The 24,114-nt window shown below is 46.0% G+C and carries 17 protein-coding genes and 1 tRNA gene; 6 read left to right on the top strand and 12 right to left on the bottom strand.

What is annotated here, in order from left to right:
* Window positions 1–19: 19 nt before the first annotated feature.
* Window positions 20–2,314 carry a 1,4-alpha-glucan branching enzyme gene (gene glgB, locus AAFP14_RS02280; protein WP_341730702.1) on the bottom strand — a complete coding sequence of 765 codons (2,295 nt, stop codon included), beginning with the start codon at window positions 2,312–2,314 and terminating at the stop codon, window positions 20–22.
* Window positions 2,315–2,918: 604 nt separating this feature from the next.
* The gene (locus tag AAFP14_RS02275) at window positions 2,919–3,164 is read right to left on the bottom strand and encodes a serine protease (protein ID WP_341730701.1); all 246 of its coding nucleotides are present in this window, start codon (window positions 3,162–3,164) and stop codon (window positions 2,919–2,921) included.
* Between the two features lie 587 nt (window positions 3,165–3,751).
* Here AAFP14_RS02275 and AAFP14_RS02270 point away from each other — a divergent pair.
* Complete coding sequence (locus AAFP14_RS02270; protein ID WP_341730700.1) at window positions 3,752–4,333, top strand: hypothetical protein; 582 nt, start codon at window positions 3,752–3,754, stop codon at window positions 4,331–4,333.
* A 101-nt stretch (window positions 4,334–4,434) separates the two neighbouring features.
* Window positions 4,435–6,312: a peptidoglycan D,D-transpeptidase FtsI family protein gene (locus AAFP14_RS02265; protein ID WP_341730699.1), complete on the top strand. Its 1,878-nt coding sequence runs from the start codon at window positions 4,435–4,437 to the stop codon at window positions 6,310–6,312.
* Window positions 6,313–6,438: 126 nt separating this feature from the next.
* Here AAFP14_RS02265 and AAFP14_RS02260 read toward each other — a convergent pair whose 3' ends face one another.
* From AAFP14_RS02260 to AAFP14_RS02230, 7 genes are all read right to left on the bottom strand, one after another.
* A complete protein-coding gene (locus AAFP14_RS02260; RefSeq protein ID WP_341730698.1) occupies window positions 6,439–6,978 on the bottom strand; it encodes a peroxiredoxin family protein in 540 nt (179 codons plus the stop codon).
* A 109-nt stretch (window positions 6,979–7,087) separates the two neighbouring features.
* A complete protein-coding gene (locus AAFP14_RS02255; RefSeq protein ID WP_341730697.1) occupies window positions 7,088–7,687 on the bottom strand; it encodes a peroxiredoxin in 600 nt (199 codons plus the stop codon).
* A gap of 124 nt (window positions 7,688–7,811) precedes the next feature.
* Window positions 7,812–7,884, bottom strand: a tRNA-Met gene (locus tag AAFP14_RS02250).
* A gap of 138 nt (window positions 7,885–8,022) precedes the next feature.
* Window positions 8,023–10,467 (bottom strand): peptidoglycan DD-metalloendopeptidase family protein, encoded by a 2,445-nt coding sequence (locus tag AAFP14_RS02245; protein ID WP_341730696.1) that lies wholly within the window; start codon window positions 10,465–10,467, stop codon window positions 8,023–8,025.
* 582 nt (window positions 10,468–11,049) lie between these two features.
* Window positions 11,050–11,511 (bottom strand): tRNA (cytidine(34)-2'-O)-methyltransferase, encoded by a 462-nt coding sequence (locus AAFP14_RS02240; protein ID WP_341730695.1) that lies wholly within the window; start codon window positions 11,509–11,511, stop codon window positions 11,050–11,052.
* Window positions 11,512–11,763: 252 nt separating this feature from the next.
* The gene (gene gshA / locus AAFP14_RS02235; protein ID WP_341730694.1) at window positions 11,764–12,915 is read right to left on the bottom strand and encodes a glutamate--cysteine ligase; all 1,152 of its coding nucleotides are present in this window, start codon (window positions 12,913–12,915) and stop codon (window positions 11,764–11,766) included.
* A gap of 366 nt (window positions 12,916–13,281) precedes the next feature.
* Window positions 13,282–14,094, bottom strand: a complete 813-nt coding sequence (locus AAFP14_RS02230; RefSeq protein WP_341730693.1) for a cobyrinic acid a,c-diamide synthase — start codon at window positions 14,092–14,094, stop codon at window positions 13,282–13,284.
* An 831-nt stretch (window positions 14,095–14,925) separates the two neighbouring features.
* On the opposite strand from AAFP14_RS02230, the gene AAFP14_RS02225 reads away from it, so the two are divergent.
* Together AAFP14_RS02225 and AAFP14_RS02220 are read left to right on the top strand one after the other, a co-directional pair.
* Complete coding sequence (locus tag AAFP14_RS02225; protein ID WP_341730692.1) at window positions 14,926–15,789, top strand: Npun_R2479 family HD domain-containing metalloprotein; 864 nt, start codon at window positions 14,926–14,928, stop codon at window positions 15,787–15,789.
* A 688-nt stretch (window positions 15,790–16,477) separates the two neighbouring features.
* Window positions 16,478–17,407, top strand: a complete 930-nt coding sequence (locus AAFP14_RS02220; RefSeq protein WP_341730691.1) for an Rpn family recombination-promoting nuclease/putative transposase — start codon at window positions 16,478–16,480, stop codon at window positions 17,405–17,407.
* Between the two features lie 160 nt (window positions 17,408–17,567).
* Here AAFP14_RS02220 and cobJ read toward each other — a convergent pair whose 3' ends face one another.
* From cobJ to AAFP14_RS02205, 3 genes are all read right to left on the bottom strand, one after another.
* Window positions 17,568–19,340, bottom strand: coding sequence for a precorrin-3B C(17)-methyltransferase (gene cobJ / locus AAFP14_RS02215; RefSeq protein WP_341730690.1), 1,773 nt, complete (start codon window positions 19,338–19,340; stop codon window positions 17,568–17,570).
* 421 nt (window positions 19,341–19,761) lie between these two features.
* Window positions 19,762–20,388, bottom strand: a complete 627-nt coding sequence (locus AAFP14_RS02210) for a COP23 domain-containing protein (RefSeq protein ID WP_341730689.1) — start codon at window positions 20,386–20,388, stop codon at window positions 19,762–19,764.
* 398 nt (window positions 20,389–20,786) lie between these two features.
* Window positions 20,787–21,395, bottom strand: a complete 609-nt coding sequence (locus AAFP14_RS02205) for a COP23 domain-containing protein (RefSeq protein ID WP_341730688.1) — start codon at window positions 21,393–21,395, stop codon at window positions 20,787–20,789.
* Between the two features lie 400 nt (window positions 21,396–21,795).
* Between AAFP14_RS02205 and AAFP14_RS02200 the strand changes: the two genes are divergently transcribed.
* Together AAFP14_RS02200 and AAFP14_RS02195 are read left to right on the top strand one after the other, a co-directional pair.
* Window positions 21,796–23,619: an N-acetylmuramoyl-L-alanine amidase gene (locus tag AAFP14_RS02200; RefSeq protein ID WP_341730687.1), complete on the top strand. Its 1,824-nt coding sequence runs from the start codon at window positions 21,796–21,798 to the stop codon at window positions 23,617–23,619.
* Window positions 23,620–23,670: 51 nt separating this feature from the next.
* Window positions 23,671–24,066, top strand: coding sequence for an SH3 domain-containing protein (locus AAFP14_RS02195; RefSeq protein ID WP_341730686.1), 396 nt, complete (start codon window positions 23,671–23,673; stop codon window positions 24,064–24,066).
* Window positions 24,067–24,114 lie beyond the last annotated feature (48 nt).

The following is a 24,114-nucleotide window of genomic DNA, read 5'->3' as shown; positions in this document are numbered from 1 at the left end:
CATCAACTATCAACCGTCATCAAAATTCTTGAGATTTTGCTGCTGTTTTTGCCCGATCGAGCTTCAAAATTAACACACCCAAAGGCGGCAAACACAAGTCGATCGAATAAGCACTATTGTGGAACCACCACTCATCAGTCCACTTGCCCCCCAAATTGCCCATATTGCTGCCACCGTACTCCCGTGCGTCGCTGTTAAACAACTCCGTATAGAAACCCGGTTCCGGCACTCCGACGCGATAATGAGAGTGTGGCTGTGGCGTAAAATTGCAAACTGTCACCACAAACTCGTCACTATCCTTAGCTCGACGTATAAAAGCGACGACGCTGTGCCGATTATCGCTGCAATCAATCCAGTCAAACCCATCCTCAGCAAAATCTTGACTATAAAGTGCTGATTCACTCCGGTACAGATTGTTCAAATCCTTAAAAAACAGCTTCAACTTTTGGTGAGGCTCAAATTGCAGCAAATTCCACTGCAAATCCCCCCAAACGTTCCACTCTTGCCACTGACCGAACTCCATCCCCATAAACATGGTTTTCTTGCCGGGGTGAGTAAACATAAAAGTAAACAAACACCGCACGTTTGCACACTTTTGCCATTCATCTCCAGGCATTTTCCCAATGATGTGAGCCTTGCCGTGGACTACCTCATCGTGGGATAGCGCCAGCATAAAATTTTCGCTGTGGTTGTACCACATACTGAAAGTTATGTTGTTCTGATGAAACTGACGGAACCAAGGGTCCATGTGGAAATAGTCGAGCATATCGTGCATCCAACCCATGTTCCACTTCAGATTGAAGCCCAAGCCACCTACATAGGTCGGCCAAGAGACCATCGGCCAAGAGGTAGATTCTTCCGCAATGGACAGTGAACCTGGGAAATAGCTGAAAATTACATGATTCACCTGCCGCAGAAAATCTGCCGCCTCAATATTTTCCCGGCCGCCGTACTGATTAGTCAGCCATTCTCCCGGTTCGCGACAGTAATCCAAATACAGCATGGAAGCCACCGCATCTACCCGAATCCCGTCAATGTGGTACTTGTCGAACCAGAAAAGAGCGTTAGATACTAAGAAATTCCGCACCTCGTTGCGGCCGTAGTTAAATACCAGGGTTCCCCACTCTTTGTGTTCGCCTTTGCGCGGGTCTGCGTGTTCGTACAAGTGAGTTCCATCAAAGAAAGCCAAACCGTGTCCATCTTTGGGGAAATGTCCCGGTACCCAGTCCACCAGTACACCAATGCCCGCTGCGTGACACTGGTCAACAAAATACATGAAATCTTCTGGTTTGCCGTAGCGGGATGTTGGGGCGAAATAGCCCGTTACTTGATAACCCCAAGAGCCGTCGAAAGGATGTTCTGCTACTGGCAGAACTTCGATGTGAGTGTATCCCAAATCTTTGACGTAAGGAATGAGTCGTGAGGCTAATTCCCGATAAGTCAGAAACCGGGCTCCTGGTTTCAGTTCCGAAACTTGGACTCGCCTTTCTATGTCACCATTTGGCAACACTGAAGGTTCATCACTCGCGGCATGGAGCCAAGAACCGATGTGGCATTCGTAAACGGAAATCGGCTGTGTCAGGGGGTCTGTCTGCCTCCGTTTTTCGATCCAAGCGCTGTCGTTCCAAGTGTAGGTGTTTAAGTCTGTGACTATGGATGCTGTTTTCGGTCGTACTTCTTGCTGGAAGCCATAGGGGTCTGACTTTTCATAGGGATGTCCGTCTTGGTTTTTCACTTCATATTTGTAGTGAGTTCCCGCATCGAGTCCCGGAATAAATAATTCCCAGATGCCATTTTGGGATTTCCGCATTTGATGTTTGCGGCCGTCCCAATAGTTGAAATCGCCTAAAACTGAGACATTTCGGGCATTGGGTGCCCAAACTGCAAAATAAACTCCTGGGATGCCGTCTACTTCTGTGAGGTGCGCCCCTAGTTTTTCGTAGATCCGGTGGTGATTACCTTCTGAGAATAGATGCTGGTCGAATTCTGTGAGTTTGGGCGATCGAAAGGCGTAGGGATCGTAGATAAAACGTTCGTGTTCTCCTTCTTTGACTCGCAGTTGGTAGTTAGCTAGTTCTGGAATTTCGATCGCACATTCAAAAAAATGAGGGTGATGTACTGACTGCATCGGGTGTTCCGTTCTCGATGCTGGCAATACCACCGATACCGCATCCGCATTGGGCAGATAAACTCGGACGGCCCAGATTTTTTTGCCGTTTTCCTCGATCGCGTGGGGGCCGAGCACTTCAAATGGATCGTGGTGTTGATTCCCCACAATCCGGTCAATCTGTTCAAATGGGACAGTCGCGGGCATAAAACTACTTACCTCAATCACTTAATTTAATTGTTTTGAAAAGAAAAAGTTGGCTCGACGTGGTACTTTACATTTTTTTACATTTTTTCTTGCTCATCCTACCACTGAATCAGCCTGAATTTCCCCGATCGCATTCTGACCCCGCCTGTATGTCAAGTGTTTTCACCTGCTTTTGAGCTTGGTTTTCCTAGGGTCTAATATCTAAGTATCAAAATCTTAAAACAAATTGAAAGATTTGTATATTTCTCTAAATACTATTGACCTATACGTTGTCTTGTGGTATGGCAACTACTAAATTCAAGTTTTTAGATCGATATTTAGGTCTAAATTCTTTCCTGTTGACACAGCCACTTATCGGCGTTAAGTAGAAGCCATCATGAAAATAGCAGGAGGCTAATATTATTTATTTTCACAATTTTTTTGATTAAATAATTGACGATGCACTCTGTTCAGAAGTGTTTTTGCATCCAGTGTCCCTTCGAGATCGGACAAAAACCAACACCCAATATCAGGCCCAGACCAGTGTGATAAAAAAATGTGAGAAGCGAACGATTTTTTAGCAGCAGGCTAGGCCCGTTGGGGCTGTACTCCGCGATCGCCGTGGTTAGGGCTTTTTAGGAGCAGGAGAAGCAGATTCTTTAGCAGCAGGAGACTTCTCAGCCCCTGGAGACTTCTCAGCCCCTGGAGAGGTCTTTGGAGATTCCTGTGGTGCTGGAGCCGAAGCAGGAGGAGGACTGGCTTCGCCAGCAGGGGAAGGAGTAGTGGTGGTAGGGGGAGTTTCAGCAGCACAAGCGCCAAGAGTGGCGGCTAAGCCTAGTACCAAAGTCAGACGAATTAATCCCTTGTTCATAAAAAATCTCCTAGGTTGGAAACCCTGTCTGTTTAGAGCAGGGATGAAAACGAGTGAGCGGTTTTGAACCGTAAAATCAGAAATCTCATCGCTCCCGGTGAGATTCCGTCGCTTCTATCAGTAACACTCTGGTAGAGCAGCTACAGATAGGGAATGGTTTACTGGAGAACCAATGCTGGCACGAATCGAGCGACGATTCGCTCGTTGATTACAATACTGCATTTAGTCACATATTCCCACATCAAATCAAAGATTATTTTGTGGGCTGACAACAGACCCATTGAGGATATGTTGAACTTGGCTTCGAGGTATCCTGGTGATTGACCTCTACAGCGTTTTATAGTGAGGAAGTATAGCTGGCCTTACTGCCGATCGGCTCAAGGATTTGTTTTACTTCCGGGTATCCTAAGTCGCAAAGTTTTTCTTTTTCCGGTAAAAGAAGCAAGAAAATAGACCAGTGATAGGATTGGTTAGTTGGTTTGTGAGGTATCCTTGGCAAGGATAACCGATCTAGCTCCAATTGCCACCATTGAATATCCGATCGCTCCAAAAGCAATTCTAACCTAAGTCAAATATTGGTGAATTCTATGACTGCTGCTATCAGAACCACGGATTCTCGCCGCAAAGCGGCTCGCAAACCCCCCTCTGGGTCTGCCAACAGCAAAGTTACTTCCATTGCTCAACGGAGGCGGGCAAAAACAGGACCAGTATTACCCAATTACTCCCCGGCAGAAACAGCTCAAACACAGTCTCGGCAGGAAGCATCTGTACTCAAAGTGCTGCCGAATCATCGCGTACATCCCGCGTGGCTCCAATCGCTCCTGGGGGCGCAACGGGCTTCTGCTGTGGCAGTTATGCTGCTGTTGAGCGGAGCTTTAAGTGTCTACGGCTTGACTGTCTACGGCGAGCAACGCTGGAGCCAAGAGTATCAAAAGTTGGAAACTCTGCGCCTCCGAGAACAGCAATTGAGTGCCGCCAGCGAAGTCTTGAAACACCAACTGGCTAAAGACGCGGAAAATCCAGCAACGGGTTTAGCCCCACAGAAGCCTGGGGAGACTATTTTCTTGCCGCCGACCCCAGTTGGTCGATCGCCCCAAGCGGCGACCCCACCAAATCCCGCCCCAGGAGTCCAGGGTTCAGATTCTGTGGAAACTCCCCTGGGTTATTAATCAGGCATCGGGCATCGGGCATCGGTTATTGGTTATGAGTTATGAGAACGAACAAATAACAAATAACAAATAACCAATAATCACTAACTAATGACTTCTTTATGAGCTACGATCCTCGTTTTGACCGCTACAGATCCCCCAACTCGAAAGGTTCAAAACAGCCGGACGATCGCACTCGATGGGCTAAACCAACGAAAATGGCTATTTCTGGCAAGCCTGGTAGCCCGCCTCGGCCACCGATGAATCGCTTAAAACTGAGCAAGTTTCGCTTGTGGGCGGTGTGGGCTGTGTTGATGTTAGGAGGGCTGGGGTTGGCTGTGAATTTGTTTTATTTGCAGGTGACGCGAGGGCCAGCGCTGCAAAAACAGGCCGAGCAGCAACAGACTTTGAAAACAAAGCCCTTTGTACCCAGACGCCCGATTATTGACCGCAATGGGAATGTGTTGGCGATCGACCGACAGGTATACACGCTCTACGCTCACCCGAAGTTATTCAAGCACACCAAAGCAGAAATCGCAGCCTCCTTGGCTCCCATGGTCCCCATCAAAGTTAGCGCTGGTAATACGGCGGAAACTGAATTGCTCCAAAAGTTTAATCTTGCCGAAACTGGTATTACGATCGCCGATTCCTTGGCTCAAGAAGTTGCCGATCAAGTGGGGCGGATGCTGATTAAAAATAGTCCCGTTGATGGGTTGGAATTGGTGCGACAGCAGCAACGTTTTTACCCCCAACAGGAATTGGTAGCCGATGTCTTGGGTTATGTCGATGGAGAGCGGAAGGGGCAAGCAGGAGTAGAATACAGTCAGCAGAATTTGCTGGAACGATCGATGCCGTCAATTCAATTTAGCAAGTCGATCGATGGGCATTGGCTTCCCGATCGACTGACGGCAGGATTTGTCCAGTTGGATGACTTGAAATTGCAATTGACGATTGACAGCCGTTTGCAGCGGGTAGCCCGGATTGCTCTACGGGAAAAAATGGAGAAACATGGGGCGAAGCGGGGCACAGTGATTGTGATGGATGCCCGTAATGGAGAGTTACTATCGATGGTGGCCGAACCTTCCTACGATCCCAATCAGTATTTTAATTTTGGTTTGGAACGTTATAAAAATTGGGCTGTCACTGATGTTTACGAACCAGGTTCGACTTTTAAAGCAATTAATGTGGCGATCGCCATGGAAGCTGGTGTGGTCAAACCTAACAGCGTGTTTAACGATGAAGGTCGAATTTACATGGGTATTTGGCCGATTCAAAATTCCGATTATCAGTCAGCAGGGGCGCGGGGTCCTTCGACGGTTACAGAGATTTTAAAACATTCTAGTAATGTGGGGATGGTACACATTATGAGAACTATGAAGTCTTCTCTTTACTATCAAGCTTTAGAAAAACTAGGACTAGGACAAAGTGCAGGTACTGATTTGCCTTTTGAAGTAACCAGTCAGCTCAAAAATCGAGAGCAATTTATCAATTCTCCGGTGGAAGTTGCTACCACTGCTTTTGGCCAAGGTTTTTCAATTACTCCGATTCAATTAGTGCAGCTTAATGGGGCTTTGGCCAATGGTGGGAAGCTGGTAACTCCCCACGTAGTGCGGGGACTTTTCGATCGCGAAGGTCAAGCTTATTGGAAGCTTCCGAGGGCTGTACCGAAGCAGGTTTTTTCACCTAAAACCACTAAGCAAGTGTTAGAGATGATGGAAACTGTTGTGGATGGCGGTACGGGGAAGGCTGCACAGATTCCCGGCTATCGAATTGCAGGGAAAACTGGTACGGCTCAAAAGGCTAGTGGTGGTGGTTATTCTAACAAGGCGATTATTACTAGCTTTGTCGGAATTATGCCTGTGGAGGCTCCTCGGTATGTGGTTTTGGCAGTGATTGATGAGCCGAAGGGGGGTTCGGGAGGGACTGTAGCGGCACCGATTGTGGAGTCAGTGATGGAGGCGCTGATTAGTATTGAGAAGATTCCTCCTAGTAAGAAATAGGAGGTTAACGCACAGTTAAAATAGTTCAAGGGCTCTCACCAAGCGTTAATTTCGGCGTGCCCCGCCGTATTTTGAGCGCGTTGTCCGAAAACTTAGACCAAATTGTTTGCCCCCGGTGGTGGATTGTCAAGAGGGAATAGATCTTAGCAAAGTTTCCACACTAGCATTGTGGTCGATAAAGGAGAACAAATGTTTAAATAAAAGTTTTCCATCTGCATCCAAAACAAACTGAGCAGGCAAAGGCGCTCCTAAAGCTTGACCGACTTGATAGGCGCGAAAAACTTGACAACTAGGATCGCTCAACAGTGGCATTTTTAAGCTTAAATCTCTAACCACTATCTGACTTTGCCGCTCGTCGGTACTTGTCACCATCAATAATTCTATATTGCGATCGGCAAATTTTTCCCAGTTTTCATTCAAGGCTTTAATATGAGGAAAACAGAAGGGGCAATATTGCTTTTCAGTAAAAATCCGAGTAAAAGCCAGAACCACAGGCCTATCGCCACGATAATTAGATAGCCGTACTAATTTACCATTATTGAGATCCGGCAATTCAAAATCAGGGGTTCTGTGTCCCATTTTCAGAGAATTAGTAGCAGGGACAGGCAATAAATTTTGGAAAAACCGCTGATTTAACAAGCCGCTAAAATCAGTAGAAGTTAGCATATTTCCTAATTGGTTAATTGGGAATTGGGGAATTGGGAATTGCAGGGAAAGTTTCGAGTTTTGAATTAAAAACTCTTTAACTCAAAACTCAAAACTCAAAACTATCAATTTAGACAGCAGCAAAGAAGACTTTAGACTTAACAGGATCGGGAGTCATAGTCTTGTCACCGGGCTGCCAGCCGGCGGGACAAACTTCATCGGGGTGAGACTGGACGTGTTGAATCGCTTGGAGAGTGCGGAGAGTTTCGTCCACGTTGCGACCGAAGGCAAGGTTGTTGATAGTAGAGTGTTGGATGATGCCTTCTTTATCGATGATAAACAGACCTCTGAGGGCAATGCCTGCTTCTGGGTCAAGGACGTTGTAGTCGGCACTAATTGTTTTTTTGATATCTGCCACTAAAGGATAGTTGAGGTCGCCAACCCCGCCGGATTTGCGGTCTGATTGTATCCAAGCTAGGTGAGAGAATTCGCTGTCAACTGATACGCCGAGGATTTCGGTATCGAGTTTATTGAAGTCTTCAAAGCGATCGCTAAATGCTGTAATCTCTGTTGGGCAGACAAAAGTGAAGTCCAAGGGGTAAAAGAACAGGACTACATATTTTTTGCCTTTATAGTCAGACAGTTTAACAGTCTTGAATTCCTGATCCACTACGGCTGTTGCTGCGAAGTCTGGGGCAGCCTGACCAACCCGGAGGCATTCACTCGTCATAGATTTTGTTTCCTTTTTTACGAACTGTTACAACTATATCATAGTCATAACGAGTACAGTTACCTTAAATTAAAATAAAAAACACGCTCTCTATTTTGAGAGCGTGCTGATTGTCATCACATTATGGCTCAGGCGGGATTTGAACCTGCGACCTTGGGCTTATGAGTCCCCTGCGCTAACCACTGCGCCACTGAGCCAAAACCTGTTCACGATTTACTATCGTAGCACGGTAGGGCGTTCTAGGGATAGCTGCTTGACTAAATTATTTGTAATGACTAACGGATAAAGTTATGAGTTTTGCTGATATATCAAAACCCATAACTTGAAACAAATCCTTAGCGAGAAGCGCTGGAATCATCCTTGGGCAGAAAAGCCATGGGATTGACAGCTCCCGATCCGGCGGGATGAATTTCAAAGTGCAAGTGAGGGCCGGTACTATTGCCTGTGCTCCCCATTTCGGAAATCTGTTCCCCTTGAGCAACTCTCTGACCTTTTTGCACCAAAATCCGGCTGTTGTGGGCATAGATAGTCTCAGTCCCGTCAGGATGGGTAATTTCCACCAGATAGCCGTAGCCACCGTCGTTCCACTGTGCATAGGTTACTACCCCGTCCGAGGCCGCGACAATGGGTGTGCCGATCGGTCCTGCAACGTCAATACCCTTGTGCATCCGTCCCCAACGCCAGCCGTAGCCGGAAGTGAAAACACCTTTAGCAGGCCAAATAAACCCATTGGCTGACTGTTTTGAACCGTTAGGCAGATAGGTATCAGCGCCGGAAAGGGGTGGCAGTTCTGGAGAAACCATCTGTCCCAAAGAGGGATTGCTGAGGGGGTCGTAACCCTGGGAACCCAAGGGAGCAGTCGCCACCACGGGCCGTTCTAAATTAGAGTTCGGTGTCAGGTCGATGGGTTGCGATTGGGCGGCGCGGGCGGGGTCAAAACGCTCTTGCTGCTGCTTCTGAACCTCCTGGCTCCACCCTCTCGACGGGGGTCGGCTGATTTCATTCTGCACCGTTCCAGCGTATTCTGGGGTGTAGAGATAGGGATTGAGATGTTCGCTGTCCTCCGACGGGTTGACCCCAGGGACTTTAGCCTCTGGGTCTTCCGTGGGAGCTAGAGCCACTGAATTGGGACCGATCGAATTTCGCTCTGCCCGATATTCCTCTCGTAGCCGGACGACTTCTGCCCTTAAGCGTTCAGCATAAGGGTTGATAGCCTCTGCCGATGGAGTAGTCACTGCTGAGGAATCCGGTAGGACACTAGCTCCATCGGTGGCTAAACTCTGGGTGCTGACAACTGGTGTCCAGTTAGCAGGCTGGGCTGATGCAGCATTCAAGGTAGAGCTGGCAGTGGCAGTGGCTGGCATTGGTAGCGCACTGGTATCCACAGCACCGGTGAATTTTGGTTCGCCTTGAAGCTCCAACTTCCCAGGGTCGCTAATGGTTTGAGAAACTTGACTTAGCGGGATGTTGTTAATTTGGGGAACCATCGGCGCTGAAATATTGTTCAGACCTTCTAAGTTCGCCAGGGGAGAGACCATCGGTACTGTGGGCGCAGATACTGTAACGCCAGCACCAGGGATTTCTGAGTTAGACGAGCTGGGGTTCAAAGATGCGGGAACCGAAGCTGCCGAAAAGACAGATGTAGAGTTAGATGCCTGAATAGAAACGGATGCTTGCACCCCTGGATTGTTTAACCCAGCTTTCGGAATTTTCAGTCGTTGATTGACATTGAGCAAATTGGGGTTGCCGAGCTTGTTGACCGCGATCAGGTCTTGTGCCGACACGCCCTGAGATGAGGCGATCGCGTCTAGGGTATCTCCCGGACGGACACGGTACAACACATCCGTCGGTGCAGATGTAGTGTTTGCTGGGGCAACTACCACAGCAGAGGGTAAACTGGGTGTTACCAGGGATTGTTCAATAGATGATTGAGCAAACCCGCTATTGGGGATAACTGTTGGTGTTGCAGAGGTAGAAGATGCCTGCGTCGGTGCTGGCGACTGTAAGGATATAGCGGAGGATGTAGATGAACTCGTTCCTCCCTCAGACTCCAATTGGGTCTGACCCACTGCCGCTGTCCGGTTTTCTTGTTTTTTCAAACTCTCAATCGCCCCGTTGGGATTGGGCACGAAGCTTGAATTTTGCTCAGGTGTGGGTGTGACGAGGGGGCTCGTTGCTGTTGATTGCTCCCCTGACTGCACCACCCCACTAGCAGAAGGCTCAGAGCCTGTTAAATCTAACTTTTGTTCGGGATTGACCTGGGAGGCTGCATCTGGTGCTGGGGCTGCGGTGTTGCCGAAATTCTGTTGTGGTGCGACGACATCGGCTGACGGAATTGTAAGCTGTTGCCCTACTTGGAGTAAGGTTTCCGATTTAATGCCGTTAGCAGTTGCTAGTACATCTGGAGCAACTGCATAGTCCTGAGATAACTCCCACAGAGTTTGTCCTGGTTGCACCTTAACCGCTACCTGGTTATCAGGTTGAGCTGCGGGTGCAACTGGGGAAGTATCACCTACAGAGGTAGGGATTTCGTTAGCCGAGGCAGGCTGTACTTCCGCGGTGGGTTCTGGTGTCGGTGCGAGTTCGGACGCGCGAGCGCTGTCCCCGGTTCTCGGCAGCAGGATGCCGGAAGCACCTACTGATATTGCAAGTCCGAGCGTGGCTAGAGAGCGAACTCTGCCAGTGCTTAGCGTTGTCTGTTTGGACTGTTCTGTAGAACCGTCTCTATCGATTTCACTAGCCTTAACAGGCTGATTGTTTTGGGGATATATTCGTTTCAAAAAAACGACCTCCTACTGAGAAGCGCTAACTGTCCTTGGAAACACGCAAGGTATTGCATGAGACTGATTTATCAACAAACAAAAATATTTTGATTGTTGACAGCTATCATGCTTAGGCAAGATTACCTTGATTTTTTAATTTAGACAAGCTCGGAGAGCCACAAAAATTAAATTTTCTGGTAAATTATGCGGCGATCGCACCCAAAACCCTTACACGGCAATAGCTAGAACAAATAGATAAAATATCTGTTGGCGCTAGGGCTAGGAGTACGATCTTTGACGATCGCACTCTATCCTAACTTCGGAATTAACTACAACCGTATATTTACTAGATGTAGCGCCACTAGGGGTTCTAAGTTCCATCTAGAACGCTCTAGCGCTCAAAAACTCTGTTTTGGTTGCTCAATCATCTTTGAAATATTTTGGTATTGATGATAACAATCTCTTTTTGGTTGAATATAATCTATTAATCTTGGCTGTTTAGATTCTCACAGCTTTGATACAAATTTCTTATCTTTTGATGTAGATTTCCTAGATGTATAAAGCTATTAAATATCTATATCTATATTTATCGATGATTCTTTATCCGAGTTCGCCCAACTGTCGCTTTGCCTCAAATAAACCTACAGCGGCGCTGACAGAAAGATTTAAACTCCGCACTCCAGGCTGGCTCATGGGAATAAAAACTGTGGCATCGCAGGCATCTAAGACGAATTGAGGAATGCCGACTGTTTCGGAGCCAAACATCAGCCAGTCGCTGGCAAGAAACTGGAATTGCGTGTAACTGTATCGCCCGCCTGTGCTGAATCCGATCGAGCGTCCTCCCCTTTGCTGCTGACAAGCCAGAAAAACTTCTAAATTCTCGTGAATGTGGAGGTTGACATGGGGCCAGTAATCTAAACCAGCCCGTTTCAGGTAGCGATCGCTAATTTCAAATCCAAGTGGTCCGACCAAATGCAATTCAGTGCCTGTGGCTGCGCAAGTGCGGGCGATATTCCCAGTATTGGGGGGGATTTGGGGGTGAATCAAGACAAGTTGGGGCATGAAGCTATAGAAGAAGGAAGCAGCAAGAAGAAAGAACGAATAAGTCACCCCCTCCGCCCTTGGGGGGCAGGGGGAAATTCAGGAAACAGAAAGAAGGGAGATGTCTAATGGTTCGAGCCATTAAGAGCGTCTTCACCGCCTGGGTAGTTGCTATAAAAATCTACCCAAAGGTAGAGACAACCATAGCTTTTATTTATAACCTGTGTCAGACGCGATTGATTAAATATTCTGATTTGTCTGGAAATTGTCTTTTCAAGCAACTAACTGGGCGCACAAGTTATCTTCGAGTTCCCATTCCTGTTGAACCATACCATTAATCCCTTGCAGAATAATACTGCGGGTGTCCAAACCACTGTCATGGAGTTTTAACCACTGCTGGGCGGTGTTGCCTTCTCGCAGAATCTTTTTGAGCGGTGAGAGAAAGCAGCTAAAGCCACTTTTTTTGGCAATTGGCCAGACTTGCTGGTAGATTTCCTCTATCCAATCCCGTGCCAGAATAGTTCTGCCATCTTGCCAGTGTCGCAGTTCTGCATCCAAACTATGACGAGATGCAGCAATTTCATTGGCATCGGTGAGAGCAACTAAGTCTTGGTTGCGGGTAGCCGCGGGGAAGGTGGACAGTTCTAAGGGGTCTAAGCTGGGGTCTTCCATCATCTGCCCAATCCGAGCTTCTAGCAAGGCAGTAATGGCTAACAGGGCAAGAGGATTGACTTCAAGGTCACAAATTCTCAGTTCTAGGCGGTTGAGACAGTAGGGGCGACGATCGCCATTGGGGCGCACGGCAGACCACAGGTGGCGGACGTTTTGCATGGTACCGAGTTGTAGCTGTTCCTCAGTCCACTGGATGTAATGCTTGTGACTTTCAAACAGGGGGACGATGGCGGGAGTTTTGGGAAACAAACCCCAGCGAGTGGAATGATAGCCGGTGACTTCGCCATCGAGGAAAGGAGAGGAAGCACTCAAGGCGAGGTAGAGGGGTGCTTCCACGCGGGCGAGACGAATTGCCCGCATCAGCAGTTCTGGTTGAGAGATGCCGATGTTGATGTGAATGCTGGCGGTGACGACTTTGGTGCCGTAGGTTTGCTCGATGTAGGTGTGGTAGGGGTTGTTGGGGTCCGATCTGTAAAATCGATCGCTCCCTCCCAGAGACAGGGTACTTCCTGGCAGTAAGGTATAGTCGCCCAATTGTTTTAAGTATTGCCGCAGCCGGACTCGTGGCTTGACTAGGGCACACAGCAGGCGATCGTAGCTACACAGGGGTGCAGTCGTGTATTCTACATTGCGACTATCGGGTTCTCGTACAAATCCCTCTAAATCGGCGACTATGCGATCGGAGAGACCGACAACATCACCTTCTGGCGTGCCGGTATACATTTCTACTTCAAAACCTTTTGATAGCAGCACGTTGGTTCCTCAGCTAAGTTGAGTGCTGCTGTTTATTATCCCAAAAATTGGCCATTTCAGACTATCCTCCACAAGGCATAGTTGCCCATTTTTATCTGTTCTGAGGGAATCTAGGTGCTATGGATTTGCACTCAGAAATTTGAGAATGGGTAATGGGTAAGGGGTAATGGGTAATGGGGCATGGGTAATGGGTAATGGGTAACTTGTACTGAGTCCTTCGGCTTCGCGAGCGGGTCGAAGTATGGGGCATAGGGTATAGGGCATTATTAATTACCTATTACCTATTACCCATTACCAATTACCAATTACCCATTACCAATTCTCGCTCGTACCTCGACAGCTCGAAAGGCTATATTTGGTTGATTATCAATAAATAAATTGCAATTCCGTTGGAAATCTTGCTTCTTCCGGCTCTGGGTTGTAGATATAATCACAGTCAAAGTGCAAAGCTTGAGCGTGCCGACTGATAGAAAATCCACAGTTAGTTACCATTTCTGTGGTAAAAGTGGCGGTTACTAATTCAATTAGTTTTTTGTAGGAAATATCCGGCTGTTGAACGTAATATACCCGCCTCGCAAAAAATATTTTTTCATCCTTTGGGACAATGATACCGTTAATTTTGTGTGCGTGTTGAATGGGTTTGATGTAGGTTTCTATAAACTGGCACTGATTTTTTTGTAGTCTCGCCAATCGTTCGTGTTGCAACCAGCTCATTTGAAATACTATTTTAATAAATTCAAAACCCAAAATGTAGTTGAAAACATTATTGCGTTCTTCTGTACTCAAAACGAAACGAAGTGCCGATTCTAAATATTGGTCATTTTGCCCGCGTACTTGTTGAGCAGAGTGGATGTAAAATTGTTTGATGTAGGTTCTTAAATCTGATTCGTTTAATTCTTTTTTAACTCGGAACCTGATGAGATACTCTTTGACTCGATTTAGGGTATCTACGTCTTCAAACATTTTTGAAACTAAGCCATCTGCCGTGTAGTCATCTAAAAATTCGGCTTGCAAGTCGGGAGTGGAGGCGCACAAGATATAACAGAGGGACAATAGATAGCGGCGCTTGTTCCAAGGGAGGCTTTGGGCCCAATCTTTAACTTCTACAGGAATTTGCCCTAGGATATCTGCGTGTCGGCGCTGAGAAAGGTCGGCATATTTATTTGGTGTTTGAATCATTGCCTAGAACCTTGATTATGAAGATGATTAAGTGGAGGAGATAATGTATCGCAGAGAAATTTAGGGTAGAGGAATTATGAAAAGATGCACTTAATTTGTTATCTTATTTTTTACAATTATATATGCTGTTATAGAACAAAGTAGTGATACAGATCACATTAATTGGGGTTTGAAATCACAAACATTAGGTGTGCCGATCGCCTCTGGAGAATAGAACTGTCACAAAAAAGACTTATGCTCGTCACCTGAAAATCTACGGATTGAGTGGAGGATGAAGTAGAGTTATTATTAGTCATAATTACTGAGGTTTGTGATAACTAGACCCTAAGTATTTTTTCTCAAAATCATTGCCAAGATTTAGCTATTTCCCCCTAGGCTTGCGGATGCAGTGGGATAGTAGTTAGATTCAATAGATGTGCGATCGCGAGTCCTAGCTAAGTAGTTGTACCAAGTTATACTGTTAATGTGTTCTGTTGAGTGAAATATCTAACGATAGGGCGATCGCAGCGGAAGATGTCAAATAATTTTGGATGTTAGATGTGAGATGTGGGATTTTATTTAACGAAATAGGTTGATTGTCAGGGCTTAGGGGTGATTGAAGGGTCTGACACCTCGATCGCCTATAGATGCTAATTATTTAGGGCGCGCCTGGAGTGGCTAGTTGTTCGATCGCTAATTTCAGCCTTCGTCGTTGATAATCTATTAGTAGATGCTTGTCGCTCAGAACAGGAATCGAGAGGAAAAACTAGCTAAAAATTAAGCTAAAATAGTCGCCTCTAACCAAGTCGAATAAAAATATTTAAACCGCTAGTGTCGAGCAGGGAAGTGAATATGTTTAATGCCACAGAATTACTAATTAAAGCTTTCGTAAATAGGCTGATTGAAGGATACCGCCACACTTACGGTGGCTTCAAGTCAGACTATGGAGAGATTATTTGCTGGGTAGCTGATATGGCCTTGCAAAATATTGCCAATAGCGATGCTCTTTACCACAATGTAGAACATACTATTTTAGTGACCTTGGTGGGACAAGAAATTATGCGTGGCAAACACATTCGTGAAGGGGGTGTTTCCTGTGAAGATTGGCTACATTTCCACATCGCTTTGCTATGTCACGATATTGGGTATGTGAAGGGAGTTTGCCGTCTCGATCAAACTGATTTGAGGATGTATGCGACGGGGATAGGCGATGGGAAAATAAAACTGCCTCCGGGGGCGACGGATGCTAGTTTGACTCCCTATCATGTCGATCGCGGTAAAATGTTTGTTTCTGAGCGTTTTGGCGGTCATAAACTGATTGATGCGGAGCGGGTTAAGCGTAATATTGAGCTAACTCGTTTCCCGGTGCCGGTGGCAGAAGATTATCAAGATACGGTCAATTATCCAGGTTTAGTTCGCGCGGCTGATTTAATTGGTCAGTTGAGCGATCCGCGATATTTACAAAAAGTGGCGGCGCTGTTTTACGAGTTTGAGGAAACTGGTCAGAATCAGGTTTTGGGGTATAGGAATCCGGGGGATTTGCGGGATGGATATCCTAAGTTTTATTGGAATGTGGTTTATCGGTATATCAAGGATGCGATCGGCTATTTGGAACTGACGCAGCAGGGGAAACAAGTTGTGGCTAATTTAAGCGCAAATGTGTTTCGGGTGGAGCATTCTCAGGTGATATCTGAGGATGTGGCTGTAGCTCGTTGAATCGGGAGCATCCCGAATTTGCAAATATATCGGTAGGGGCGAAGCATGACCGTAGTAAATCTTTCCTTTTAACCAATAACTTATCTGCGGTCATGCTTCGCCCCTACAAAATCGGGATGCTCCCGTTGAATCCTTGTCCGATAGGAGGAACGAAGCAATCCGAATAAAATCTGTAATTCCCGATCGAATTCAGCAATCCTGTTGATATTGCAGCGCTAAATATTCGATGAGTTCCACCATGGCGCGAACCATCGGCATTTTAGTGAGAATTTCGATCCAATACCACTGTCCGTTGGGATTGAGTTCGATAAAATAGAGCGTATGATGTCGAATGCACCAAAATGTAAGCCGAACTCGTCAAGCATTTGATGGAGTTTGTTGAGGTAATCCATTGGTAGCTTGTCGGGAACGTGAACGAGTTTATCAGGTTCGGTGACGCGCCAATCCAAAGTCACGTCTGCATCCTTGGTATGCTGGGCATCAATGCGGCAGACAAAATCATGCTTGCCAATTAATGTAACACGATTTGACAGAATAGAAGATATAGCAAGTGCTAAGGGCTGAGGGACTTCATTATCGAGCGGCTCAAGGTTGGATAGAGCATGAAATATCTAGTTTTGGTAACTCGCCCCATCCATTTTTCCAATGGGTTAAAATAATAGGTAAACTACTTTAACATAGATTGACCATGAGATTCATTAACCCCAAAACTGATTTTGCCTTCAAAAAAATATTCGGCTCCAATCAAAGTAAACCAATCTTAATCAGCTTTCTCAATGCTATGATTTATGATGGCAATCCCACCATCACTGACTTAGAAATTATTGACCCGTATTTAGCATCGAGAGTACAGTATCTCAAAGACTCTTACTTGGATGTCAAAGCCAGACTGGCCGGAGGCGAAACTGTAATTATCGAGATGCAAGTTTTAAATGTAGAATCTTTTGCGAAACGGGTAGTTTACAATACTGCGAAAACTTACTCAACTCAACTGATTCGCGGTGAAGGTTACTTTAAGTTAAAGCCTGTAATTGCTTTGACAATTACTGATTTTGAAATGTTTGACAATGACCGAGAAGTAATTTCTCACTTTGTGTTCAAGGAGAAAAAGCGTTTATTTGAGTATCCAGATCCAGGGATGGAAATGATATTTATTGAATTGCCGAAATTCAACAAACAATTGGATGAGTTGGAAACTTTGACTGATAAGTGGGTTTATTTTATGAAAAATGCCCCCAGTTTGGAAGTAGTACCGTCAACAATGGAAAATGTTTCGGAAATACAACAAGCTTTTGCGATTGCTAATGAAACTAACTTGAATGCTGAAGAGTTGAAAGATTTAGAAGATCGCGAGAGGTATATTATGGATCAGCAGGGAATCTTGCGAAAGGGAATTGAAGAAGGACTCGCACAAGGGCGAGAACAAGGTAGAGAAGAAGGCAGAGAAGAAGGCAGAGAAGAAGGCAGAGAAGAAGGCAGAGAAGAAGGAATCGCGCTAGGAATGCGAGAAAAAGCTATGGAAATTGCTAGGCAACTTCTGAATGTTCTGGACAATCAAACTATCAGTCAAACTACTGGTTTGAGTGTTGAAGATATTCAAAGTCTGCGATCGGAATAAAAGGAGGGGAAAAAGTCCGATCGCCCTGACGATCGTATTCAGTAAAAAATAGAATGCGCGAAGCCTTCCCCCCATAGGTGTTTGGTGAGATTGGAGCAGCCACGGGGGGCTGCCCCTACAAAAGAATGAAACAGCCCTGCCCCGTCCACTCAAGGGCTGATTATTTCTGATATCGTCTGGGGGTGTAAACCCAAACATCTCCATATTTGCGAGGAATAATCCGAGTCTGACTGGAACCAATAATTACCAAAGTTCTCATATCCGCGTCTTCGGGCTGGAATTCACCTAGTGTACAAACGCGCACGGATTGTCCAATTCTGCCGAGGTTTCTACCTAGTATGACGGGGGTTTGAGCCGATCGACTTTGCAACAAAATCTCGATCGCCTTAGACAATTGCCAAATCCGCTGTTTCGAGATGGGATTGTAGAATGCAATCACTAAATCAGCAGCCGCAGCCGCAGCAATTCGCTGTTCAATCACCTCCCAAGGCTTGAGAATATCCGAAAGCGAGATCGCGCAAAAATCGTGTCCCAGAGGTGCTCCGATGGCAGCCGCGGCGGCCTGCATGGCAGAAATGCCGGGTGCGACACGGATATCGATACCATCCCATTCTGGTTTGCTATCGAGGTCGATCGCCTCAAACACCGCCGCCGCCATGGCAAAAATCCCCGGATCTCCCGACGAAACCACGGCGACAGACTTTCCCGATGCTGCTAAATCTAGGGCAAAACGCGCGCGATCGATCTCTTGGCGGTTGTCAGAATCGTGTCGTTGCTGGCCTGGACGCAGGGTTCCCGCCAAATCAAGATAGAACTTGTAACCTACCCAATCCGTAGCTTCCCGCAGAATTTCCTTAACTTCCGGGGACATCCAGGGCGCGCCGCCTGGCCCAGTACCGACGATCGCCAGTTGGCCGCGACTAATGCCGATCGCCTCAGCATCAAGGGGTTGGGCTGCCAGGGCGATGGCGCAACTGAGTTGGTTGAGGCGATCGTACCCGACTAACTGACTGTTGGCACCGCCGGCTGTCAGGGCAATTTGTGCCGCCGTCACATCAAAATTTGCGTTATATTCTATTAATTTAACCGAGTCAAATTCTGTCAGTTCTGATAGATTGAAGAAACGGACGGGGGCTTTAAAATAATCTGAAATCGCTGTCAGCGCCGGACTGCCCATGTCATTTTTGATGGCAAATATTCCCGCAATTGAAGCTAGGGATAAACCAGATTTTGCCAAAACTTGCTGGATAAGTAAAATTGCTATTTCTGGCTGAATATTTGATATTTGCGTGAGGGCAACTGTCACTGTTTTAGGATGGTAAACCAAACAATCTGGTGTTGGTTTTATGGCTTTTTCGGTGATCTGAATAGTCAATTTTGCGTCGGGGTCGATCGGCAAATTACTCTCCAAGAGCCAGTTGGCTGCGCCTTCAATGCGTACTTTCGCCCCGGCGAGCAAATTTGAAATAAAAGTTTTGGCATCCTCTGCATTGGCCAAATTATAGCCCTGGGGAGGACTGAGTAGGGCGGTGCGAAACCGGATATCTCCGGTAGTGGTGATGGCTGGCTGCACGCCGAGGGCTTGGGAAATTTCTCTGGCCAAGTCATTCACCCCGTGCAAACCGCCCAACAATGGTACAACGGTGCTGCCATCTTCGGCTACGGCTAAGACAGGGGGTTCGGCGCGTTTGTCTGACAGCAGTGGGGCGAGGGTGCGAATCAGAATTCCGGCGGCGCAGATGCCGATAATTGGGGTTTCGGTTGTAAATAATTCCCGCAAGGTTTCGCCGAAGTTGGTAATGTTGATATCGGCATCGGTTGTGCGATCGCTCAAACCGTAAATCAGTGAACCGGGGAAAAGTGTGGCGATTTTTCGGGCGATCGGCTGGCTGTTTTGACCTAAAATTACAATGGCGGGAGAAACTCGATTCACTGTTGTCTGTATGGCTGTGTTTGCATTTGTTTCTTTATTTTAATCGCTTTTTAGTCAAATCATATTTATTTAATCAACCGCGAAGATGCAAAGGGCATGAAGGAAGATTTAGCATAAAATAGAATTTTTGCTAGTGTTTTATGACTAATTACTGTGATTAAAATTCAGTATAAATGACAGATTCCCAGGCTCTTCCTGGGAATCTTTTAATGACTAAAGTCCTTACTACCAACAAATTATATCGTTTCCGGCTACATCGGAATGATTTAACCGCAGAGAACACAGAGGACACAGAGGGAGAGAATAGACATCTCCCATAATTATTTTGGAACAGGCAGGATGCCTGTTCTTGACAAGCTTTTTGGGAGATGTCTAATAGAGATCTGAATTATTCAGATGCTACCGGATTTGATATTAAATATTAAATCCCCCGATCGCTCTCTGGTTTTTCGGCGGGAACAGATGGTTTGTTTGTAGTTGAATGAAAAGAGCGATCGACAAAATCGCCAAAGGGAATAAACTGCTGGGAAGATAATTGTTCTGGGTTTCTGGTTCTCAAAACTGTTACCTGTCCACCGCCATCTTGGGCGAAATTAATTAATCTGCTTAAAACTTCACTGGGATTTTTAGCATTTTTGCTATCCAGGGTGAACAAGATATTTTGAGAATTGCAACGCCCTCTTCCATTCACATAACAAACCACAGGGAGGTTATTAATCGTACCTGTTGTTAACTGTAAGTTGGTCAAGCGCCCGCCGTTGTCCGCAACTGCTCTGGTCAATCTGTTGGAAACAATCTGACAGCGCTGCCAAGGTGTAAATTCTGGTCCGAATTCCCTAGATTTCCACAGAATTATGGGATCTGTCGTCACATTTCCCCGTCGGGCAATTGTCACAAAATTCCTACCGGAAGTAACGCATTGAAATGTTGTTGTAGTGTCATTTAAAGTATTGGTGACAAGCCGAGTTTTTCCTTGACCTGCCAATGCAGCAGTACCGGTCAAAACTAAAGCGGATGCTAATAAAGGTGCGACAAATGTTAATTTCATGATAACTCCTGGATCTGAGGCAGGTAGATTTATGTAGGAAGTCATATTTGTAGGTACACTGCTGTTGAGTGTTCCTACATATCTTAGATTCTGCTGGTTGGTACTTGCACCCGGATATATTTTAGTTGATTTAGGCCCACACCGATCGCCCTTAAATCCTCGACTCCTCACAGCCCAAGCACAAATCCCCGACTTCAGGGAAAGGAGAAGTCGGGGATTATAGTCTCAGAGGCTTAAATTCGCTTTCTGAAGCTAATTTTGTGCTTGTTCCTGTGCCTGCATAAGTCCTGTACTTATACCAATTTTAAAAAATAATGCAACAGTAGTCTTGTCCTTCCCCTTTATAAGGGGGGGTTAGGGGGGGTCAAAGATTGTTGCACGATTTTAGAGAAATGGTATTAGATTCCTCGATTGCTTGGTTGGGCTTTCACAGGCGCTGGGGCTGTATTCAAAGCTCGATCGACTAAATCTTGCAAGGAAACGTACTGCTGTTCCGGTTCATCAGTAGGACGAGTTCTGGAAACTACGGCTTGACCAACACCGTTTTCCGCAAAATTGACCAAACGGGTGAGCACGGCACCAGGATTGCTGGCATTTTTGCGGTCAAGAGTAAATAGTGTATTGCTAGAGTTGCAGCGTCCACGTCCGCTCACGAAACAAACAACGGGTAGGCTATTAACAGTACCTGTAGTTAAGAGTAAATTACTTAAGCTTCCGCCATTATTAGCAACTGCTTGTGTCAATCTTCTCGACACAGCTTGACAGCGCTGGCTGGGAGTAAACTCGCGACCAAATTCTGTGGTGCGCCACAGAATTATCGGGTCAGTGGTACGATTTCCTCGCTTGGCAATTGTTGCTAAGTTTCGACCTGAACCAACACATTGAAATACTGTCGTTTCGTTAGCAACCAAAGTGGCTGGACCAGCTTGCACTGTTGTTGCAGTTACCATAGTGCCCGATACTGCTAGTGCAGATAACAATATTTGTGCAATCAATTTAGATTTCATGAAAACTCCTCTTGTTTGGATGTTGTAGATGATTTTTAACTTCTCATCTAACCGTTGCCTGTTGATCTGAATATAATTTTATTATTCGCTAAAACCCTCACCCATCCGGGTGATAAATAGCTGTTTTTTTCAAAGATTTAAAATTATTTAAACTGTCCCGATTTACTATATTTCTTGCCGAATACACTAAGTTTTAAGTGGTTGACAAAAGCATTTAAAAAGTAGTTACTATACTGGTATAACCTCGAAGTTTCAGGATAAAATTTTTTTTTAAATCCGGCGCTATCGGGAAACTGCGGCTACAGAAAATGTCATCTGACTGTGCAGACAAGGGATATAAAATGGTAATAAACCTGATAAAATTAGGTCAGCACAGACTCTCTATTACCTGCGATTGAGAATGATAAAATTTTTAGCCTTAGTTGTGTTAGGGATGATTTTGGCGATCGCTCCTGTAGCTGTTGCCGCTCAACCTTTGTTTGTGGCTTATCCTCCTCCTAATCACCAGACTACAGTCGATCGCATTTTTTTAATTGGCACAGCACCACCATCGGGACAAGTCTTGGTAAATGGCAACCAGATCCCCCGCACTCAAGCCGGTCATTTTGCCCCCACTTTTCCCCTACAAGTGGGAGAAAATGTCTTTACACTGCGTTACAACAATCAGGAAGTGAAAATTAAGGTGACGCGCCAGCCAAGTCAGGCAGCAATTCCTTTAGGATTGGCTTTTGCTAAGGATTCTCTGACACCGAAAGTTGATGTGGCAACTTTGCCGGGGGAATATATTTGCTTTGGGGCGATCGCACCTATGAATGCTCAGGTTTCGGTAAAATTGGCTGGGGAAACTATTCCTTTAAAAGCGCGATCGCAAGTTGAATTGCCAGATAATAAATCTGTATTATTAGGCGAAAACTCTCCAATCAAAACTGCTACTCAACAATATCAAGGCTGCGCCAAAACCCCCCCCAACCCCCCCTTACTAAGGGGGGGCATTGAGTCGGACACCCAAATAAATAACAGCAAAAAAGTAGATTTGGGAGTGCCTGTATTTGAACTAACCATGAATAATCAAACAGTCAGCCAGCAAGGCACGGGCAAAATTTCTATTCTTTCTCCTGCTGATTTGGAAGTAGCAGAAGTGACAGCAGAACCAGGTGTTGCCCGCACTGGCGCGAGTACCGATTTTTCTCGGATGACACCTCTACCGAAGGGAACAAGAGCCACAATTACTGGCCGCGAAGGAGAATGGGTTCGACTCGATTACGGTGCTTGGATCAAAGCATCAGAAGTGAAAATTGTCAAGGATACAGTGCCACCGCGATCGCTAATTCGCAGTGTGCGATCGCGTCAAGTTCCCGGTTGGACTGAAGTCTTATTTCCTCTAGAAATACCAGTCCCCGTCACCGTAGAAGAAGGTGAACGCGCGTTCACTTTAACGCTGTACAATACCACCGCTCAAACTGACATTATTCGCCTCGATGATGACCCCGTAATTTCCCGTTTGACATGGCAACAAATATCGCCATTGCAATTACAATATACTTTTAATCTCAAATCAGCGCAACAGTGGGGTTACAAATTGAGATACGATGGCACAACTTTAGTGCTGTCCTTAAAACATCCCCCTGTAAAAGCCAGCCAGATAGCTAATCCACCAGCAAAGCCGCTGTCTGGAATTAAAATACTGTTAGATCCGGGACACGGCGGGCCCGAAGATTCAGGGGGTGTCGGGCCCACAGGCTACCGAGAAAAAACTGTGGCTTTAATTGTGTCAAAATTGGTGCGTCAGGAATTGGTAAATCGGGGTGCAAATGTGGTAATGACGCGGGTGGAAGATGTGGATCTGGATTTGCCACCGAGGGTGGAAATGATTCAAAAAGAAGCACCTGCGATCGCAATTTCTCTTCACTACAATGCTTTACCCGATAACGGGGATGCCATTAATACTAAAGGAGTTGGCGCTTTTTGGTTTCACCCGCAATCCCACAGTTTGGCAATGTTTTTGCACAACTATTTAGTGGCTAAATTGAATCGTCCTTCCTATGGTGTATTCTGGAACAACCTAGCCATGACTCGTCCTGCCGTTGCTCCTTCGGTTTTAATGGAATTAGGATTTATGATTAATCCTGATGAGTTTGAATGGATTGTCAATGCGACAGAACAGCAGAAGTTAGCAGAGGCGATCGCCCAAGGTATTACCGAGTGGTTTGCCTCAGTTAAATAAAAATTAGTAGTAAGGACCAAGAGTCCTTATTAACCCACGGAGATTAAATAGATGCTAAGTTTGACTCAATCCAAAGCCTTTTTCATTGCAGCCGCCGTCGCTACTTTTGGCTTTTCCCTGGTCAGTTTTCCCGTTTTTGGTAAAGAGCAAACTCTGTCACCCGACAAAGTAGAAGCTTTAAAAGAGCAAACTAAATGCTCCTTTATTAATGTTAAAACAGGGACTGTTAACATTCGGAAAGGTCCCGGCAATAATTACCCGGTGGTTGTTAAACTGAAAAGAGGAGACGGAGTTAGGGCTGTTAGCAGAAAGGGACAATGGGTGAAAATTGCGGCGAGAACTCATGGGACTACTCCCAATGAGACTTTTGAAATTTTGGACGGTTGGGTGAACAATCAATATATCAACGGCTGTTCGGAAGATCAATTTGATATGTGGCGGAAATAACGAATTTCTTATTCTTAGACACCAACACCCTGTAGGGGCGGCTTCTAC

This window comes from Microcoleus sp. EPA2 (assembly GCA_020882975.1).
Lineage (GTDB): Bacteria > Cyanobacteriota > Cyanobacteriia > Cyanobacteriales > Microcoleaceae > Microcoleus.
This window is presented reverse-complemented; position numbering and strand designations above follow the sequence as displayed.

Bases quoted from the DNA above. Each gene is read 5' to 3' on its own strand.
- AAFP14_RS02265 (WP_341730699.1), top strand. From the start codon at position 4,435: ATGAGCTACGATCCTCGTTTTGACCGCTACAGATCCCCCAACTCGAAA.
- AAFP14_RS02220 (WP_341730691.1), top strand. From the start codon at position 16,478: ATGAGATTCATTAACCCCAAAACTGATTTTGCCTTCAAAAAAATATTC.
- AAFP14_RS02255 (WP_341730697.1), bottom strand. From the start codon at position 7,687: ATGACGAGTGAATGCCTCCGGGTTGGTCAGGCTGCCCCAGACTTCGCA.
- AAFP14_RS02270 (WP_341730700.1), top strand. From the start codon at position 3,752: ATGACTGCTGCTATCAGAACCACGGATTCTCGCCGCAAAGCGGCTCGC.
- AAFP14_RS02275 (WP_341730701.1), bottom strand. From the start codon at position 3,164: ATGAACAAGGGATTAATTCGTCTGACTTTGGTACTAGGCTTAGCCGCC.
- AAFP14_RS02200 (WP_341730687.1), top strand. From the start codon at position 21,796: ATGATAAAATTTTTAGCCTTAGTTGTGTTAGGGATGATTTTGGCGATC.
- glgB (WP_341730702.1), bottom strand. From the start codon at position 2,314: ATGCCCGCGACTGTCCCATTTGAACAGATTGACCGGATTGTGGGGAAT.
- AAFP14_RS02205 (WP_341730688.1), bottom strand. From the start codon at position 21,395: ATGAAATCTAAATTGATTGCACAAATATTGTTATCTGCACTAGCAGTA.
- AAFP14_RS02260 (WP_341730698.1), bottom strand. From the start codon at position 6,978: ATGCTAACTTCTACTGATTTTAGCGGCTTGTTAAATCAGCGGTTTTTC.
- AAFP14_RS02210 (WP_341730689.1), bottom strand. From the start codon at position 20,388: ATGAAATTAACATTTGTCGCACCTTTATTAGCATCCGCTTTAGTTTTG.
- AAFP14_RS02240 (WP_341730695.1), bottom strand. From the start codon at position 11,511: ATGCCCCAACTTGTCTTGATTCACCCCCAAATCCCCCCCAATACTGGG.
- AAFP14_RS02230 (WP_341730693.1), bottom strand. From the start codon at position 14,094: ATGATTCAAACACCAAATAAATATGCCGACCTTTCTCAGCGCCGACAC.
- AAFP14_RS02195 (WP_341730686.1), top strand. From the start codon at position 23,671: ATGCTAAGTTTGACTCAATCCAAAGCCTTTTTCATTGCAGCCGCCGTC.
- AAFP14_RS02225 (WP_341730692.1), top strand. From the start codon at position 14,926: ATGTTTAATGCCACAGAATTACTAATTAAAGCTTTCGTAAATAGGCTG.